Source organism: Tolypothrix sp. PCC 7601 (genome assembly GCF_025677855.1).
GTDB lineage: Bacteria > Cyanobacteriota > Cyanobacteriia > Cyanobacteriales > Nostocaceae > Aulosira > Aulosira diplosiphon.
Map to the genome: position 1 here is coordinate 8009198 of NZ_CP064879.1, position 20051 is coordinate 8029248.

The 20051-nt window shown below is 42.8% G+C and carries 8 protein-coding genes, 3 tRNA genes, 3 rRNA genes and 1 pseudogene; 5 read left to right on the plus strand and 10 right to left on the minus strand.

The window, feature by feature from the left end; all coding sequences use genetic code 11:
- Window positions 1-716: 716 nt before the first annotated feature.
- Together HG267_RS32375 and HG267_RS32380 are read right to left on the minus strand one after the other, a co-directional pair.
- On the minus strand, window positions 717-1490 hold the full coding sequence (locus HG267_RS32375) for a hypothetical protein (RefSeq protein WP_045873181.1): 774 nt from the start codon (window positions 1488-1490) through the stop codon (window positions 717-719).
- Between the two features lie 158 nt (window positions 1491-1648).
- A complete protein-coding gene (locus HG267_RS32380) occupies window positions 1649-2710 on the minus strand; it encodes a YheT family hydrolase (RefSeq protein ID WP_045873180.1) in 1062 nt (353 codons plus the stop codon).
- A 155-nt stretch (window positions 2711-2865) separates the two neighbouring features.
- Here HG267_RS32380 and HG267_RS32385 point away from each other — a divergent pair, with 155 nt between their 5' ends.
- On the plus strand, window positions 2866-3609 hold the full coding sequence (locus tag HG267_RS32385; protein ID WP_045873179.1) for a response regulator transcription factor: 744 nt from the start codon (window positions 2866-2868) through the stop codon (window positions 3607-3609).
- A gap of 355 nt (window positions 3610-3964) precedes the next feature.
- On the opposite strand, the gene HG267_RS32390 is transcribed toward HG267_RS32385, so the two are convergent.
- From HG267_RS32390 to HG267_RS32415, 6 genes are all read right to left on the minus strand, one after another.
- A tRNA-Ser gene (locus HG267_RS32390) sits at window positions 3965-4049 on the minus strand.
- 471 nt (window positions 4050-4520) lie between these two features.
- Window positions 4521-4638, minus strand: a 5S ribosomal RNA gene (rrf, locus tag HG267_RS32395).
- 93 nt (window positions 4639-4731) lie between these two features.
- Window positions 4732-7556, minus strand: a 23S ribosomal RNA gene (locus HG267_RS32400).
- Window positions 7557-7890: 334 nt separating this feature from the next.
- Window positions 7891-7963, minus strand: a tRNA-Ala gene (locus HG267_RS32405).
- Between the two features lie 87 nt (window positions 7964-8050).
- Window positions 8051-8124, minus strand: a tRNA-Ile gene (locus tag HG267_RS32410).
- 123 nt (window positions 8125-8247) lie between these two features.
- Window positions 8248-9736 (minus strand): 16S ribosomal RNA (locus tag HG267_RS32415).
- Together the 16S, 23S and 5S rRNA genes with 3 tRNA genes alongside form the textbook arrangement of a ribosomal RNA operon.
- Before the next feature lie 307 nt (window positions 9737-10043).
- Between HG267_RS32415 and nadC the strand changes: the two genes are divergently transcribed.
- The 3 genes from nadC to HG267_RS32430 all read left to right on the plus strand — a co-directional run bounded on the left by nadC (window position 10044) and on the right by HG267_RS32430 (window position 15383).
- Window positions 10044-10910, plus strand: a complete 867-nt coding sequence (nadC, locus tag HG267_RS32420) for a carboxylating nicotinate-nucleotide diphosphorylase (protein WP_045873143.1) — start codon at window positions 10044-10046, stop codon at window positions 10908-10910.
- 681 nt (window positions 10911-11591) lie between these two features.
- Complete coding sequence (locus HG267_RS32425) at window positions 11592-13310, plus strand: diflavin flavoprotein (protein WP_045873142.1); 1719 nt, start codon at window positions 11592-11594, stop codon at window positions 13308-13310.
- 360 nt (window positions 13311-13670) lie between these two features.
- Window positions 13671-15383: a diflavin flavoprotein gene (locus tag HG267_RS32430; protein ID WP_045873254.1), complete on the plus strand. Its 1713-nt coding sequence runs from the start codon at window positions 13671-13673 to the stop codon at window positions 15381-15383.
- Here HG267_RS32430 and HG267_RS32435 read toward each other — a convergent pair.
- Entirely contained in the window at window positions 15352-15552 is a 201-nt protein-coding gene (locus HG267_RS32435) for a hypothetical protein (RefSeq protein WP_155539526.1), read from the minus strand. The genes HG267_RS32430 and HG267_RS32435 overlap by 32 nt on opposite strands.
- 113 nt (window positions 15553-15665) lie before the next feature.
- On the opposite strand from HG267_RS32435, the gene HG267_RS32440 reads away from it, so the two are divergent.
- Complete coding sequence (locus HG267_RS32440) at window positions 15666-18131, plus strand: dynamin-like GTPase family protein (RefSeq protein WP_045873140.1); 2466 nt, start codon at window positions 15666-15668, stop codon at window positions 18129-18131.
- 334 nt (window positions 18132-18465) lie between these two features.
- On the opposite strand, the pseudogene tnpC reads toward HG267_RS32440, so the two are convergent.
- A pseudogene (gene tnpC, locus HG267_RS32445) lies at window positions 18466-19939 on the minus strand (IS66 family transposase).
- Window positions 19940-20051: the final 112 nt, after the last annotated feature.

Sequence of the window (20051 nt, forward strand, 5' to 3'; positions counted from 1 at the left end):
GTTTAATTAAGCACAAAAAACTGACTAGCATTATTCATATTCAAGCTACTAACTTGAATATGTTTCAGAGCCAAAGCTAATAGTTTTTAAGTTCAAATATGTCATTTATTGAACGTAGCAATTAACTCTAGAAACTTATCTACTAAAGTCACCATAATTGAGATATCACTAAACTAATTCCCTGTAAAACTTTGTCTTGATATAGGCAATGCATCTAAATCGTGATGATTGCCTTATCGCTAATCATATTGTCTGTGCAAGATTAAGAAAAATATAAGTTAGATAAAACAAATAGTTAAAATATACCCAACTTAACTAGTCTGAACAATATATTCACTGACTGGTTAAGAAAACAATAAGGATAATAAAATAATAGATTAAATTTAATACTACATCTGTAATGATACCAATTTGCAAAAATGCGACAGATTGTAGGGGCAAGGCATTGCCTTGCCCTCTAGAATATATTGATGTATTGCCAACATTATTTGAATTGGTATAAACTTTTCTACGCAAGGATTTAGTTACAGAATAATTTGCTTCAGCACCTAAATATTACAGTTCAGTATCTCAACCTGTTTAATTAAAATTCGGCATTGCTGAATTTATAGATAATTATTGTGTTGTGCATCTTACCTGGCTTATAAATACAAATTGCTAGCAAGATGCTCATCCTACAAAACTATTAAAATTATGCCCCATTTATACACCTGTCTTTAATTACGGCTAATCTTAAATATAGTAATCAAAACAAGGGCAATTATCAAAGCTAAAGCCACATTTCTAAGTAGAGGATTATTCCAGTGCTTGATAGCGATCGCCAAGATTGCCCATACCGTGACTCCAGTATAAGCAATGTCTTGGCGTTGCATAACAATAACTACAGCAATTACAGTTGCTATGAACAACAAAATCGCAGTCCAAATTTCCCCAGAAATACCCCAACCATTCCAACTTTGAAAATATAAAGCACAGGCAACATTAACAATAGTTGCTACACTAATCCAACTGAGATAAATGCTAATAGGTCGGTAGATAAACCACTTTTTTTGTCTAGGTGCAAGTTGGTTACCAATATCTAATCGCAGATATATGACAATTAGAGGTAGCAAAATCAACAACATTGCTACAACAGAAAAGACAAACAGCCTAGATAGAAATAGGTATACCCAAATACTTTGAGCAATAGAGGCAATAACTAAGAAATATCCTGTATTGCGTAAATCAGAATCATATTTCTGGCTGGGTAAAAATTGGTAAATACCAAAAGCAAATAAACCAAGATAAATCAATCCCCAAATCGCAAATGCATAGTTGGCAGGGATAATCAAGACATTTTTGAACAAAGTATTGGAAATTTGCCCAATACTCAGCCCATTCATCGGAAAAATATTTGATAATACGTTCACTACAAAAGCGCCAATAATTGCAACTAGGGTGACAATCTGGCGGAGAAAATCGCGGTTATTGTCTTGAGTTGACTGCTGCATGAGATGGTGGTATAACTTGATACAGAGTATTTCAGGCAAATGAGGTACGCGCTTCGGGACATGCCCTTACAATTATCTGTACCTCACCAACTTGCAATCTGCTATATATTTTTTGTTTTAAGTTCACTAACTTCAAAATTTTGGTTTTAAAATAATCTCTATTCTTTCCTCTGCTGCTCAATCCACTGCAAAACCCTATTCCAAGCCCACCAAGGGTCTGAATCTTGGGCTTGAAGCTGACCTTTGGCACTATTCAGGTAGCCAATATGTCCACCGTAGCGGGTGAGCATCAAATCTATCATTGAATTGTTAGTACAAGCAGCTTCTAAATCAGGAATAATTTCTGGGTCAAAAAATGGGTCATCAGCCGCATAGATAATCAATGTGGGTTTTGAGAGATGTGGTAGAAACTGCAAAGGACTACTAGCTTGGTAATAAGCTTCCACAGAAGAAAAACCTAATTTTTCAATTACCAGTTCCCGATCAAAATTCCAGATGCTCTTTGCCCGTTTAATCGCTGCTGGATCGAGGCTACCAGGATGAGCATCATGGATCTGCCATGCCAGTTGTTCTAATTTTCGGGCTATATTAGCCTCTAAATACCTACCAAAGGGATATTGAAGTAAATAAGCTAGCGATCGTGTAGAATCCAAATTTGGGCAAATAACCGCAGCACCGCCAATATGACTGGCTGTGATTCCTAAATCTTGATCCCTACTACTTAACTCCATAGCAGCTTTTAAACCCCACAGCGCCAATTGTCCCCCTAAGGAAAACCCCACAAACCAAAAGTTCTTTGGACATCCCATTGCCGCAGCCGCCGCGGCTAGACGGACGAAATCTTCCCCCTCATACAACCCATCGGACATCAAAGTTGGTGACAAATCAGCTGTTTTGCCATGAGCGCGCCAATCAAATAACACCACAGCATATCCTTCGGCGTAAGCTTTACGTCCGAGAATTCTTAAAAACCATTGCGTACCTAACTCTCCTGTAATACCATAAGTGCCAATAATCGTACTATGAGCATTTTTTGGTATCGCTACCCAACAAAAAATTGGTACATCTTGCCCACCAGTCAAAACTGTTTTATGATATTGCGGCTCGGGATTTTTAATTGTACTTTCCCAATAACGAATTCCCCACAAAGCGGTGTATACAGTCATTGCTATACCATTTTGTAGGAACCAAGGCGGATTGTAGGGAGCGTAACACATCATATAGAGTCTTTCGTGTACATTGAGGGAGATTTCTTCAGCTTGTTTATTTTAAGATTTATGTTATATTTCAAATCTTTTTTATAATCAATACAGAAATCTTTGTATCTACCAAAGGTTCTTATTTATCCTTAATAAGTAGTAATAATTTTTTAAGAATGCCGAGGATTCTTGTCATAGACGATGACCCAGCAATTTCAGAACTCGTTGCCGTCAACTTGGAAATGGCTGGCTACGATGTTAGTCAAGCGGAAGATGGAATAAAAGGTCAAGCGCTAGCTCTCCAGCTACAACCAGACTTGATCATGCTCGATTTGATGTTGCCCAGGGTAGATGGATTTACTGTTTGCCAACGGCTGCGTCGGGACGAGCGCACCGCTGAAATTCCTGTGTTAATGTTGACGGCTTTAAGCCAAACACAAGATAAGGTAGAAGGCTTCAATGCTGGAGCTGATGACTACCTTACCAAGCCCTTTGAAGTTGAAGAAATGCTGGCACGAGTGCGAGCGCTTTTGCGGCGCACCGATCGTATTCCTCAAGCAGCAAAGCATAGCGAAATTCTGAATTATGGCCCGCTTACCCTCGTTCCCGAAAGATTTGAGGCCATATGGTTTCATGAGACAGTTAAACTGACTCACTTGGAATTTGAGTTACTTCATTGCTTGCTCCAGCGCCACGGACAGACAGTTTCTCCTAGCGAAATCCTGCGGGAAGTTTGGGGTTACGATCCAGACGATGACATTGAGACAATTCGAGTTCATATTCGCCACTTAAGAACCAAACTCGAACCAGATCCCCGTCATCCCCGCTATATCAAGACAGTATACGGAGCAGGATATTGTCTTGAATTACCTAGCGTACCTTCATCTGCTGAAGGAGCTTCAACATCAGTGGTTGAATAACCTACCCACACCTACCCACCCGGTCAGGTGTGGGTTTTTTATTACCCCTCTTTCAAAAAGCACTTTTGCAAGAGGTCTAATATTTCTCAGATCAACAGTTACTTGCCGACATTCAAGGGCATTGGAGAATCGAAAATCGACTCCATTGGGTAAGAGATGTCACATTCAAAGAAGACTTTCCACCATGCCGTGGTGGCAATACCCCTGTGAATTGGTCTATTTTACACAACTTTTTCCGGAGCGATCGCGCGCACACTCGGTTTCCGAACTATTCCTCAAACACAACGCGCGCTCTCCCATCAACTCGATAGAGTTTTTTCTTTCTTTGTATGAAACCACCCTGGCGGTAGTAAAACGGAGAGGGGGGGATTCGAACCCCCGTTGAGTTGCCCCAAAACGCATTTCGAGTGCGTCGCATTCAACCACTCTGCCACCTCTCCAGCTATTGATCCACAGATTGAAGTATCTTTTGTTTATCTAAAACCTGTGAATTTGAAGAAATGTTATAACATATCCTATGCGATTGTAGCATGATTATCGCTAGGCGATCGCCTCAAGCAAGGTGCAAATAGCAACACAGACATCAAACGAGACATCACACAAAATATAATCTCACATGAGCATGACTAAAAAAAAACAGTACACATCGACCCTGTAAAGTAGCATTTTTTCCCTCAGCATTATTCTTGTGAACTCAACCACTCCAACAAAACCGATCGCCCTTTACGCCCCTTTGGGGATTATTCTCTGCCGAAGGTAACAAAAGAGGGATGACGCCCTGAGGGCTTTTTTACTGCCTGACCGACTTTTCAAACATCCTCTTAAAGTCCTAAAGAACATGGCTATGGCTATAAAACAAAAAGCCCCTCCTTATGTTATTGGAGAGGCAATTTGTGTTGTTTCATGAATAGACCTGGCATCGAGCTATTGTGGCGTAGGGCAACCCCTAGACTATCGTGGCCGCAGCAGCGTTTCACCTCTGAGTTCGGGATGGAGTCAGTGTGGTTCCACAGCGCAATAGACACCAGGAAAACTTGTGGTTGGTTGACGGTTAACGGTTAACAGTTAACTGTCAACAAAACCCTGAAGACTGCAAGTAACGCGAAATAACCAATGATTGATGAGGTCAAGCCCTCGGTCTATTAGTACTCCTCTGCTTCATGCATTACTGCACTTCCACATAGAGCCTATCAACGGGTGTTCTGCCCGTGACCTTACCTACATTTGTAGTGAGAGCACTCATCTTGAGGTGGGCTTCCCACTTAGATGCTTTCAGCGGTTATCCGCTCCGCACTTGGCTACCCAGCGTCTACTGTGGGTACAATAACTGGTACACCAGCGGTGCGTTCCTCCCGGTCCTCTCGTACTAAGGAGGACTCCTCTCAATGCTCTTACGCCTGCACCGGATATGGACCGAACTGTCTCACGACGTTCTGAACCCAGCTCACGTACCGCTTTAATGGGCGAACAGCCCAACCCTTGGGACGTACTTCCGCCCCAGGTTGCGATGAGCCGACATCGAGGTGCCAAACCTCCCCGTCGATGTGGACTCTTGGGGGAGATCAGCCTGTTATCCCTAGAGTAACTTTTATCCGTTGAGCGACGGCCATTCCACGCTGCGCCGTCGGATCACTAAGGCCTACTTTCGTACCTGCTCGAGTGGTCACTCTTGCAGTCAAGCTCCCTTTATGCCTTTACACTCGCCGCACGGTTTCCAAGCGTGCTGAGGGAACCTTTGCGCGCCTCCGTTACTTTTTAGGAGGCGACCGCCCCAGTCAAACTGCCCACCTGAAACTGTTCCTACACCCGGTAAGGGTGCGAGGTTAGAATTCTAGCTTCGCCAGAGTGGTATCTCACCGTTGGCTCCATATTCCCCACAAGGAATATCTCTTTGCCTCCCACCTATCCTGCGCAAGCGAAGCCCGAACACAATTCCAGGCTACAGTAAAGCTTCATAGGGTCTTTCTGTCCAGGTGCAGGCAGTCCGTATCTTCACAGACATTCCTATTTCGCCGAGTCTCTCTCTGAGACACCATCCAGATCGTTACGCCTTTCGTGCGGGTCGGAACTTACCCGACAAGGAATTTCGCTACCTTAGGACCGTTATAGTTACGGCCGCCGTTCACCGGGGCTTCGGTCGCCAGCTTCACTTTCGCTGACCAGCTTCCTTAACCTTCCGGCACTGGGCAGGCGTCAGCCCCCATACCTCCTCTTTCGAGTTTGCGGAGACCTGTGTTTTTGGTAAACAGTCGCCTGGATCTCTTCACTGCGACCCACTCTCGTGGGCACCCCTTCTTCCGAAGTTACGGGGCCATTTTGCCGAGTTCCTTAGAGAGAGTTATCTCGCGCCCCTTGGTATTCTCAACCTCCCTACCTGTGTCGGTTTCGGGTACGGGTAAGATATGTTCATCACATTCCTAGCTTTTCTTGGCACAATCGAATCACTACTCGGAGTTCGTAAACTCCTCCCAAACCAATCAGGGTGTAGCTATCTTTCATGCGTCCCTAGCAATGCTCCCATACCTTAGTCAGGGATTAGTCACCCTGTGTCCATCGACTACGCCTTTCGACCTCGCCTTAGGTCCCGACTAACCCAGAGCGGACGAACCTGGCTCTGGAACCCTTAGGGTTTCGGGGTATGTGATTCTCACACATATTTGCGCTACTCAAGCCGACATTCTCACTTCCGTTTCGTCCACAGCTGCTTGCCGCTACTGCTTCTCCCTACCACGGAACGCTCCCCTACCGATTTATTTTTCAACAAATCCCACAGCTTCGGTACATCGCTTAGCCCCGTTCATTTTCGGCGCAAGAGCGCTTGACTAGTGAGCTATTACGCACTCTTTCAAGGGTGGCTGCTTCTAGGCAAACCTCCTAGTTGTCTATGCACTCTCACCTCCTTTCTCACTTAGCGATGATTTGGGGACCTTAGCTGGTGGTCTGGGCTGTTTCCCTCTTGACAATGAAGCTTATCCCCCACTGTCTCACTGGCAATGTGTGCTTTGGGTATTCTGAGTTTGTCTCGATTTGGTACCGGTCTCCCAGCCCGCACCGAAACAGTGCTTTACCCCCAAATATAATCATTACCGCTGCGCCTAAACACATTTCGGGGAGAACCAGCTAGCTCCTGGTTCGATTGGCATTTCACCCCTAACCACACCTCATCCGCCGATTTTTCAACATCGGTCGGTTCGGACCTCCACTTGGTGTTACCCAAGCTTCATCCTGGACATGGTTAGATCACCAGGGTTCGGGTCTATAAACACTGATTATCGCCCTTTTCAGACTCGGTTTCCCTTTGGCTCCAGCATTCTCGCTTTAACCTACCAGTGCCTATAAGTCGCCGGCTCATTCTTCAACAGGCACGCGGTCATCCGTTGAATCGGACTCCCACTGCTTGTAAGCTGATGGTTTCATGTTCTATTTCACTCCCCTCCCGGGGTTCTTTTCACCTTTCCCTCGCGGTACTGGTTCACTATCGGTCACACAGTAGTATTTAGCCTTACGAGGTGGTCCTCGCTGATTCACATGGGATTCCTCGTGCCCCATGCTACTCGGGATTCAGCTACTATCCTTCAGCTTTTGACTACAGGACTTTCACCTTCTTTGGTGCAGTATTTAGCTGCTTCGTCTAACCTCTAGATTCGATATCGCTGTCCCACTACCCCAGTCAGTAAACCAACTGGTTTAGGCTTTTCCCCTTTCGCTCACCACTACTGAGGGAATCTCTTAATTGATTTCTCTTCCTCCAGCTACTAAGATGTTTCAATTCGCTGGGTTGGCTCTTTCCTGCCTATATATTCAGCAGGTAGTACATAGGGTTGCCCCATTCGGATACCTCCGGCTCATAGTCTGCTTCCAACTCCCCGGAGCATTTCGTCGGTAACCACGTCCTTCTTCGCCTCTGTGTGCCTAGGTATCCACCATCAGCCCTTATTAGCTTGACCACAATACATTTGGTTTCACATCTGCAAACTCTTTCTCTTTCCTGACTACTTTCATGGGAGCCTTTGTGTTTTACACTTAGCACTCAGCACTCAGCACTCATTACTTGAAATTTCGTCTGCCTGCTATTTTTCGCGTTACTATGCAGTTTTCAAGGTTCTGGCTGGACTATTTCCAGCAGTTTGACTCTTTTTGACGTCAATTGCTGAATTTACCCACAATCTCTTATCTTACCACATTCTCTGCTATGAACACAAAAACTACTCACTCTATCACTTTTGGCTAATTTTTACCTGTGATATATTCACTTTTGCTGCTGTCACAACAGATATCATGTGGAGGTTAGCGGACTCGAACCGCTGACATCCTGCTTGCAAAGCAGGCGCTCTACCAACTGAGCTAAACCCCCATCCACAAGGTAAAAGTTTAAAGGAAAAATTCAAAAGAATTTACACTTTCTTTTTACTTTTTACTTTGCTCTTTTTACTTGTTCAGGTGGGCCATCCTGGACTCGAACCAGGGACCTCACCCTTATCAGGGGTGCGCTCTAACCACCTGAGCTAATAGCCCATAATTGAGAACCTCTCTATAGTTTGAAAGCCTTCACTATACCTGCGACCGACCTAGAGTAGACCATCTTTGTCTCTATTGACTGTTTGCAATTGATTTCAAAGTTGGGTAGGTCTCCCCTAAAAAGGAGGTGATCCAGCCACACCTTCCGGTACGGCTACCTTGTTACGACTTCACCCCAGTCACCAGCACTGCCTTCGGCATCCTCCCCCACGAATGGTTGGAGTAATGACTTCGGGCGTTGCCAGCTTCCATGGTGTGACGGGCGGTGTGTACAAGGCCCGGGAACGAATTCACTGCAGTATGCTGACCTGCAATTACTAGCGATTCCTCCTTCACGCAGGCGAGTTGCAGCCTGCGATCTGAACTGAGCCACGGTTTATGAGATTTGCTTGCTATCGCTAGCTCGCTGCCCTTTGTCCGTAGCATTGTAGTACGTGTGTAGCCCAAGACGTAAGGGGCATGCTGACTTGACGTCATCCCCACCTTCCTCCGGTTTGTCACCGGCAGTCTCTCTAGAGTGCCCAACTTAATGCTGGCAACTAAAAACGAGGGTTGCGCTCGTTGCGGGACTTAACCCAACATCTCACGACACGAGCTGACGACAGCCATGCACCACCTGTGTTCGCGCTCCCGAAGGCACTCCTCCCTTTCAAGAGGATTCGCGACATGTCAAGTCTTGGTAAGGTTCTTCGCGTTGCATCGAATTAAACCACATACTCCACCGCTTGTGCGGGCCCCCGTCAATTCCTTTGAGTTTCACACTTGCGTGCGTACTCCCCAGGCGGGATACTTAACGCGTTAGCTCCGGCACGGCTCGGGTCGATACAAGCCACGCCTAGTATCCATCGTTTACGGCTAGGACTACTGGGGTATCTAATCCCATTCGCTCCCCTAGCTTTCGTCCCTCAGTGTCAGTTGCGGCCTAGCAGAGCGCTTTCGCCATCGGTGTTCTTCCTGATCTCTACGCATTTCACCGCTACACCAGGAATTCCCTCTGCCCCGAACGCACTCTAGCTATGTAGTTTCCACTGCTCTTATGAGGTTGAGCCTCACTCTTTAACAGCAGACTTACATTGCCACCTGCGGACGCTTTACGCCCAATCATTCCGGATAACGCTTGCATCCTCCGTATTACCGCGGCTGCTGGCACGGAGTTAGCCGATGCTTATTCCTCAAGTACCGTCATTTTTTTCTTCCTTGAGAAAAGAGGTTTACAACCCAAGAGCCTTCCTCCCTCACGCGGTATTGCTCCGTCAGGCTTTCGCCCATTGCGGAAAATTCCCCACTGCTGCCTCCCGTAGGAGTCTGGGCCGTGTCTCAGTCCCAGTGTGGCTGATCATCCTCTCAGACCAGCTACTGATCGTCGCCTAGGTGCGCTCTTACCACACCTACTAGCTAATCAGACGCGAGCTCATCTCTAGGCAATAAATCTTTCACCTTCCGGCACATCCGGTATTAGCCACCGTTTCCAGTGGTTGTCCCCGACCTAGAGCTAGATTCTCACGCGTTACTCACCCGTCCGCCACTATCTCCGAAGAGACCGTTCGACTTGCATGTGTTAAGCATACCGCCAGCGTTCATCCTGAGCCAGGATCAAACTCTCCATTTTGTAGATAAAGTTCGTTTAGCTCTTAATCGACTGATTTATACCTCAGTCCGGTAATTCTCTTTACTGACGCAGGGTATATGTTATATACTGGCTTTCAAACTATATGATTTTCAAGGTTCGGTGTCCCTACCAGCGCCGCTTTTCGCGCTCCGCTCTCAGGCACTTATCTAATATATCGAGCCTACTTCCGTTTGTCAACTTTTTTTCGGGAAAAGTTTCATTTTTTTTGTTCGCCCTTCTATCCCTTGTACAGTCAGCCTTTTCGCCTATACTGTTCCTGGATGTTGCGTAGGAATCCATAAACTCTGTGAGCAATTTCGCTATCTTGCCCCCTTGGCTCGTCCTTGACTCTTTGTTGCATAGCTGGTTGTTGGAAGATATTGGTCGAGGCGATCGCACAACCAACAGCCTACTATTTAAAGATGTCAAGCTAGGAACAGCTAAGTGGGTAGCAAAAGCTCCTGGAATTATTGCTGGGTTACCTGTAGCAGCTAGGGTATTTCAGCTTTTGAACGAGAAAGTGAGCTTTGCGTCAATTACAGATGAAGGTGCATGGTGCGAGCCTGGACAATTAGTGGCGGAAATTCATGGGCCTTTAGATGCGTTGCTGATGGGGGAAAGAGTTGCTCTTAACTTGGCTATGCGTTTGAGTGGAATTTCAACCCTCACTAATAAATATGTAGAGCAAATTGCGGATTTACCTGCTCAGTTAGTGGATACGCGCAAAACTATACCAGGGCTGAGGTTGTTGGAAAAATACGCAACGGCTGTGGGAGGAGCGATTAATCATCGCATGGGACTAGATGATGCGGTGATGATTAAGGATAATCACATTGCGGCGGCTGGGGGAATTGGCGAAGCAATTACGCGCATCCGTTCGCAGATACCTTATCCTCTGACAATAGAGGTAGAAACGGAAACTTTAGAGCAGGTGAAGGAAGCGCTAGAGTTTAAGGCTGACATTATTATGTTGGATAATATGTCTTTAGAGATGATGTCTATTGCAGTGCAGTTGATTCGCCAAGAATATAGTCACATTAAAATTGAAGCTTCAGGTAATGTTACTTTGGAAACGATTCGTGCTGTAGCACAGACTGGTGTGGATTATATTTCTAGTAGCGCACCGATTACACAGTCTAAGTGGTTGGATTTAAGTATGAAAATCCCACTTTAGTAATGAGGCTGATTATCTTATTTGAAATTAATGTTCTGTCGCATTGAGAATGAGAAAAGCTCAAAACTGTAGGTAGATAATTTACCTGCATTAAATTTTTAGTGGTATATCCCATGAATTTTGAATGTTAAGAAATAACGAACCGCATTCGACGTAGCCGTTCCCGCAGGGTAGACATGAAGTACGCGAAGAGAGAAAAGAAGAGAAATGGAAGAGTTAATTTACTCATCAAGACTTTTACGACAGACCACTAGTAGTAAGTACATTATCTGAAAACAGCAATGATTCCCAAGCAATTGTAAAAGATTTCTCTGTTATTGTTTCTATTTAAGTATTTGAAAGTTCTGATTTACTCAATGCATAGTCAGTAATGTAAAAATCGAGACATTTGTTAGATGTTTTATGCTTTTTGTTACGAAATTATTGTCAATATCAAATTGATATGTATGATAATTGGAGATGTTAATTTAAGCCAATAAATATCAATATTTAATACTTGATACTTGGAAAGTATTGGAGTTTTCAGCATATTTTTTGAGTTAAAAAATATGCTGAAAAAGAGCAACAATTGCTACAAGTCGATTTTTGTAAAAACTAATCTTCATTACAACGCAAAGGTACACTTATAGGGAGAATGGGTGCAGACAGAAATATTGTTGTTTTGCGCTCGGAGACGAATTAATGGTAGCGATCGCAGAGAACGTTCAGCATCGGCTAACTATACAAACTGTAGAAATTGCCCCTAACACCACGGCGATTCGCTCTCTTGATTGGGATCGCGATCGCTTCGATATCGAATTCGGACTGCAAAATGGAACTACTTACAATTCCTATTTAATTAGGGGTGAGCAAACAGTTTTGGTTGATACTTCTCACCAGAAGTTTCGCGAACTGTATTTAGAAACGCTGAAAAGTCTGGTCAACCCCAAGACTATTGATTACATTATTGTCAGCCACACTGAGCCAGATCATAGCGGCTTGGTGGAGGATGTTCTGCAGTTAGCTCCGAGAGCCACTGTTTTAGCTTCTAAAATTGCGCTGCAATTTTTAGAAGGTTTGGTACATGAGCCATTTTCTAAGCGGATTGTCAAAAGTGGCGATCGCATCGATATTGGCAAAGGACATGAAATCGAATTTGTGAGTGCGCCAAATCTGCATTGGCCAGATACCATCTTTAGCTATGACCGCAAAACTGAAGTGATCTACACTTGCGATGCTTTTGGGATGCACTTCTGTGATGAGCGTACTTTTGATGAAGATTTAGAAGCCATCGAGGCTGACTTTAGATTTTATTATGATTGCTTGATGGGGCCTAATGCCCGCTCTTTGCTAACAGCAATGAAGCGGATGAATGATTTAGGAAAAATTAAAATTATTGCCAACGGTCACGGGCCCTTACTGCATCACCATTTGGATATTCTGACCGAATGTTACCAAAGTTGGAGCCAAAGACAAGCAAAAGCAGAAACAACAGTTGGCTTGTTTTATGTCTCCGAATACGGCTTTGGAGAAAAGCTGATTCAGGCTATTGGGGAGGGTATCCAAAAAACTGGTGTGGGGATCGAAATGATTGATCTCAGCACAGCTGAACCCCAAGAAATCCAAGAATTAGCAGGTAGAGCAGCTGGTATTGTAATTGGTATGCCACCAAGTACCAATGCTGCAGCTATAGCTGGTATAAGTTCGCTGTTGGCTGTAGTTAATAACAAGCAACTAGTAGGATTATTTGAGTGTTACGGTGGGGATGATGAACCCATCGATACACTACGCCGTAAATTTATTGACTCAGGTATTAAGGAAGCCTTCCCAGCGATTCGGATTAAAGAGGCTCCCAACGCTTCTACATATAAGCTTTGTGCAGAAGCTGGTACAGATTTGGGACAAGTGCTGATGCGCGATCGCAATCTCAAGCAACTCAAGTCCCTCGACGTGAATATGGAAAAAGCGTTGGGTCGGATTAGCAGTGGCTTGTATATTGTCACCACCAAAAAAGGTAATGTTAATGGTGCAATGCTGGCATCTTGGGTGAGCCAAGCAAGCTTACAACCCTTAGGATTGACCATTGCAATAGCCAAAGACCGCGCCATAGATACATTGATGCAAGTAGGCGATCGCTTTGTGCTGAATGTCCTGGAAGAAGGAAATTATCAAGAACTTAAAAAGCACTTCCTCAAGCGCTTAACCCCTGGTGCTGACCGATTTGCTGGTGTGAAAACTCAAACCGCGAAAAATGGTTCTCCGATTCTCACAGATGCGCTGGCGTACATGGAATGTGAAGTACAAAGCAGCATTGAATGTAGCGACCACTGGATTTTATATTGCACTGTCCAAGAAGGTCGTGTATCCAAACCAGAGGGACTGACAGCCGTTCGTCATCGCAAAGTAGGTAACTACTACTAAACACAAAAGTTCTGAGTGCTGAGTAACGAGTGCTGAGTAATGAGGATGTAAATAGCGCTCAGAACTACTCATATCAATTCAAAATTCAAAATTCAAAATTCAAAATTAATAAACCCTGGTACATCCTGGATTTATAAGTTTGGATTGGTCATGAATTTTGAGGAATTGGTATCAAGCAAGCTATCTTTTTTCATCTTTATATTTTGCTCTGGAATATCGCTCAAGACTAAGCACTTAGTACTCAGGACTCAGAACGATATGAGATTTTCCAATAGCTTCACCCGCGTTTTTGAATTAGCTAAAAACTGGGTTAATTCTACCCGGTTTTTCCATTTTTTTGATAAAAATCACCCGAAATCTATGAGCAATTCCAAACCCCGTGACGTACAAGTTTTGCCCATTGCGACAAATACTAAAGTTCTGAGAGCGCGTAGTTGGTCACGTTTGCGGTTTGAAATCGAATATGCACTTGAAAGGGGAACTACCTCCAATTGCTATTTAATTGAAGGCGATCAAACAGCAATTACTGATCCACCTGCAGAAAGTTTTACGGAAATTTATCTGGATGCTTTACAGCAGACCCTGAATTTAAAAAAATTAGATTATGTAATTTTGGGTCACTTTAATCCTAACCGGGTAGTAACATATAAAGCCCTCTTAGAATTAGCGCCTCAAATTACATTTGTCTGTTCGCTTCCTTGTGCTGCTAATTTGCGGAATGCTTTTCCTGATGACAGCTTAAATATCTTAGTAATGCGGGGGAAAGAGACTCTGGATTTAGGTAAGGGTCATGTTTTAAAATTCTTCCCGATTCCTAGTCCTCGCTGGCCGGAAGCGCTTTGTACCTACGACCAACAAACGCAAATTCTCTACACAGATAAGTTATTTGGTTCTCATATCTGTGGCGATGAAGTATTTGATGATAATTGGGAAAGCTTTAAGGAAGACCAGCGCTACTACTACAACTGTTTGATGGCTCCCCATGCATTACACGTAGAAGCTGCTTTAGAGAAAATCTCTGATTTGCAGGTGAGAATGTATGGTGTTGGTCATGGGCCTTTGGTACGTACTAGCTTAATTGAACTGACTAAATCTTATGGCGAATGGAGCCACGCACAACGAACCAGGGAAATATCTGTGGCGTTGTTGTTTGCTTCTGCTTATGGAAATACCGCAACTTTAGCACAGGCGATCGCACTGGGACTGACTAAAGGCGGAGTCGCGGTCAAATCCATCAACTGCGAATTTGCTGACCCTGATGAAATCCGCACCACCTTGCAAGAGTGCGATGCATTCATTATTGGTTCTCCTACTATCGGTGGTCATGCACCTACCCCCATTCATACTGCTTTAGGTATTGTTCTCAGCGTTGGTGATAACAATAAACTGGCGGGAGTTTTCGGTTCCTATGGCTGGAGTGGTGAAGCCTTTGATTTAATTGAAGGTAAACTCCGGGATGCTGGTTATAAATTTGGTTTTGAAACTCTCAAAGTCAAGTTTAAACCAGATGATGTGACGCTCAAGTACTGTGAAGAAGTCGGCACAGACTTTGCTCAAGCAATTAAGAAAGCGAAAAAAGTGCGCGTACCACAACAAGCTGCTACTCCTTTAGAACAAGCCGTGGGTCGAATTGTTGGTTCTGTTTGCGTCATCGCCGCCAAGCAAGGAGATGTTTCCACAGGAATGCTAGGTGCTTGGGTATCTCAAGCCACATTTAACCCACCGGGAATTACAGTAGCGATCGCGAAAGAACGCGCGATTGAATCTTTGATGTATCCAGGTGGTAAATTTACCTTAAATGTTTTGGAAGAAGGCAATCATATAGACTACATGAAGCATTTCCGCAAATCTTTTGCTCCTGGGGAAGATAGATTTGCTAGCTTTAGTACGGCGGTTGCTGACAATGGTTGTATTGTGTTAACAGATGCGATCGCCTATTTGGAATGCTCAGTTAGCCAACGTCTAGAATGTGGTGATCATTGGGTAGTTTATGCAACTGTTGATAACGGTAAATTACTCAAACCTGATGCGGTGACTGCTATCAACCATCGTAAAACAGGTACTCACTACTAGGGACTTCCAAGTAAACAAATATTCGTTGACTGTTGACTGTTGATGGTTCACAGTCAACGACTTGAAGGGAATAATTGATTTTTTGGAGTTTCCCTAGAGCATCAATTAATAAATCATAATCAGCTAATCCTACCTTCTTTCTGGGGGTGGGATTTTTATCGTTGATCATTGATTTTTCTTGCATGACATCAAAGCTTGATCATACTTTCTCAGTAATACTACTGTTTTAGATTTTATACATTTTTTAGTAAAATATACTTAAATTTTATCAGGCTTATAAATATGTCAGACTTGTCTTATCAAGCTATAGATTTAAAAGAACAAGTTGAATATATATTAAATCTTTTACAACAAGAACCGACATTACGCGCTTATGATATTACACCTGTCAAAACTTCTCTAGCGAAAGTTATTTCTCCAAGATTTGAAATTGTGTTTGCGGGTGCATTTAGTGCGGGTAAATCGATGCTCATTAATGCACTTTTAGAAAGAGAATTATTATACAGTGCTGAAGGACACGCTACAGGTACAGAGTGCAAAATTGAATATGCAAATGCAGATGAAGAACGGGTTATTTTAACATTTTTAAGTGAAGCCGAAATCCGCGAACAAGCCGTTGCATTATGTCAACAATTAGGATTTAAGACAGTCGCAAATATTAATGAGACCGATGTGATTAATTTGCTTAATCAAGGTTGTCAAGCTATTTTACAGCAAGAGGGAGGTGAAAGTAAATCTGCACGTGCCAAACAAGCTAAAGCATTAATTTTATTACTGGAAGGTTATGTAGCAAATCGCCAACATATCCATACAGTGAATAATGCTACATATTCAATGGCACAATTTAATTTTGCCAATATTAAAGAAGCTGCTAGTTATGCAAGACGTGGTAGCAATAGTTCGGTGTTGAAAAGGATTGAATATTATTGCCATCATCCTTTATTACAAGATGGTAACGTCATTATTGATACTCCTGGAATTGATGCGCCAGTAGCTAAGGATGCACTGCTAACTTATCAAAGAATTCAACATCCCGAAACTTCGGCTGTGATGTGCGTATTGAAACCCGCCTCTGCTGGCGATATGACAAAAGAAGAAACGGAACTTTTAGAAACTATGCGGGGAAACGGTGGAATCCGCGATCGCGTTTTCTATATTTTTAACCGCATTGATGAAACCTGGTACAATGCCCAGTTAAGGCAACGATTAGAAGATTTAATTACCGGACAGTTCCGCGATACGAATAGGGTTTACAAAACTAGTGGCTTACTAGGATTTTATGGCAGCCAAATTAAACAAACAACGGAGCAAGATAGATTTGGCTTAGATTCTATCTTTGCTACAAGTGCAAGAGGTTTCGACGGAGGAGAAGAAACACCACAATTTGTCAATGAATTTAACCGTTATTGTGCTAATTCTGGAAAATTATCAGCTACTCAGTTCCGCATTTCTGTGAATAGTTTTGAAACGCCAAATGAAAACTATATCAGAATTATTAAAGAACAGGGTATGCCATTAATTAGCCAGTTAATTAAAGATAGTGGCATAGAAGAATTTAGAACTGCGATTACTCGCTATCTCACAGAAGAAAAGCGCCCTCAACTTTTTCAAAATTTGGCTGAGGATTTGCAAGATATTTGTATAAACTTGAAAAAACATTATCAAGCATTATATCAGGACTTAGATAGTCAGCCGCGAGAAATTGAGACAATGAAGGTGCAGGAATTGCAACGTCTCAACCAACAATTACAGCAAGTTAGTAAAGACTGGGTTCAGCATATTAATGAAGAGGTTAACCTAGTCATTAATAATAATTGTGATAGCTTTGAAGCTGATTTTCGGCAATTGCAATCTCGGATGATTCGCCGTTTGGATGAATTGCTAGATACTTTTTCTGTGGCTGATGCTTATCGGCGTGCAACCCTCAGCCATCCCAGGAATGCGACTGCACCTTTACTAGCAATTTTAGTAGAAGCATTTTATTATTTAGCGAATCAGTTAGAAGATATTTTGATTTTATCTTCACAGCAATTAGTCGCTAATTTGTTTCAGCAGTTAATCGAGAAAATTCGCAAATCAGATTATTATCGCCAATTATATCGTTTATTAGGTAATGATGGCGGTATTGAAATAGAAATCAAAATTGTCGAAAAACTAGTTTCCCAAGCCTTAATTAGTGCAGCTAGTGTAGAGTGCGATCGCTTTGTGAGAGAAAGCCCCCGATTTTACGACGAAGGCACTTTTTCGATATATCAATTCCGGCAAACATTGCAGCAAACTTCTCAAAGTTACGACTGTGAAAGCATCGTAGAAGCAGAACCAGCAATTCGACAATTACTAAAGTTAGATTTTGAGCCAAAAGTTTCTAATACTATTCGCAAATCTTTCCGTCAAACTATTAACCAAATAGTTAAAAATCAGTTGTTGGAAATGGCAGAAAAGCAAGCTGATGAAATATTACAGCAGTACCCTCATGCTAGAGCTTATTTAGAAAATACACTAGAAAAAGAAGCCCAAGAAAAAATTCTGAATAATCAAAGGGTTATGAGTCTAGTTCTCCAGAAAATTGCTGCCTATAATTTATCAGTCTCTGGCATCAATAGCCATTTACAATCAATGCATTTACAAGACAAAATCTTACCATTAATTAATAATTATGACTCTGAATCAGAAGTAGTTGATACTAGACTAGTTAAAAACGGTTTTTTAGTCTCTGATGGATTAGCAAATGCTGTGATGGAAAGTTAAGAATTGTATCTTCATTATCGAAGAAGAAAAGGAAACCGGAAAAAAGGGAAAGGGTGAATTTAAACCTTTTCCTTTTTTTAGCGGTTGCTAATTAGATTCATTACAAACTTATCTGCGTTTATCTGTGTTCATCCTCTTTCATCTGCGGTTAATTTTTTATTCTTATTTTCACTAAGATATAGGAATCAGATTTAATTTCTGAAAAAATTTCAGGAAGCCGTAATGTACGAAAAGATTTGACGCGGATGCGTTAGCGATAGCGTAACGCATCCTACTACTACTGCAATTATTTTTTTATTCTTATTATCACCAATATAAAAGTAAGGATTCAGGTCTAAAATTGAGGAACTAGAGAAGGGCGAGACTGAGAATTAATAGAGTCAGCAATTAGTGCTTGTACAAAAAAATCAATAACAGACAGACTTTGACGACGACAGGTTTGAACCACCGTCAACAAATTGGCAGTATGTTGAAACCGCTCCATCGAACGGGAACCACCACTAACTTTACGTTTTGTCACAGCCAAACGCAGCGATCGCTCGGCTTGATTGTTATCAGGAGGAACTTCAGGGTTGTCAAGGAAATACCACCATTGGGAGGCTTTATCGCGCAAGGAACGTAAAAGGTTTCCTGCTGTAGCTCCGGCTAAGTTAATCCAGTCATCAAGTGTTTGTTGCAATTTAGATTTGAATTGATTGACCCAATCGTTATAACTGGCGCAGTCAAGAGTCTCAAACCATTGGGCATAATTTCCAAAAGCTTCATCAATTAAATCCACAAATGCTTCACCAATAGCTTGGTTGTGAAGACCTGGAAGTTGAATTAGTTTTTTGAAGTGACGGCGTAGATGAGCCAAACATTTCTGCTGCTCAGGCACCGCATAGCCATTGTAAACACTAAAATCATCGCTGCTGATTACCCCTGTATATTTAGCCCCTAAAATGGCTTCTAGTTCTGCTCTGGAACGAGTGTCAGCAGCAGTAAACAGGCAAAACTCAGAATTGGCAACTACCCACAACCATTCTTTAACTCCCTTGACAGACCAAGGTGTTTCATCCACATGAATGTTAGGTTGTGTCTGTTTTACCCAATTACTTAACTCAGTAATGCTTGGTTGAATCGCTGTTTGAATTCGTTCATTTGTGGTGACTAAAGTTCCCAGCCCAATTTCAATTTGACCTAACTCCCACAACATTTCTTGCTGTTTTTCATAGGGCATATGTGCATAATTATTTGCCCATCCTAAAAATGCCTGTAAAGAAATCCCTAAATCCTGTCCTGGGATGATATCTTGTGACCAGGAGGCTGTTTGTATATTGCCACAGTACTCACACTGGCACGTATGGCGTTGATACTCAACTATTTCAATGGGACGCTCCACTAGTTGCGCTACAGACTGTTTTTCTACTTTTACTGCCACAGCCGCAAACGCTTTTTGACCACAACAGACACAATCACTTGGACGTAAGATTTCACAACGATCTACTCTACCAAAACCCTTACGGGTCTTACCTTGATGCCCTGGTTGCCCACCTGGCTTTCTTTTGGGATGATTTGATTCTTCTTGCGGTGCTGCTTTTTTGTTTTCACTCTTTTTTGAGGATGTCCCCTGATGGCGGCTTAGATGAGGTTTTGCTGTCTAAATCTCTGCTGACTTTTAAACGTTCTATTTCTTGCTGTAGTTCTAATACTGTTTTCTGTAATTCACCTATTACCTTGCTCTGCTCAATGATTATCTCTACCAGTTCTTGTTTCGATAACTGGTTCAAGCTTTCCCGGTCTAAATCTTGAGGCAGGTTTTGGTTCATATCTGTGATACTCCTCCTCAAGCGATCCCTTTGTCAATACTCTGCCACCTGAATCCTTACGTAGGAACCACATACTTTTCAAGCGGTCAAGTATGTCCTTATATCTCACCGT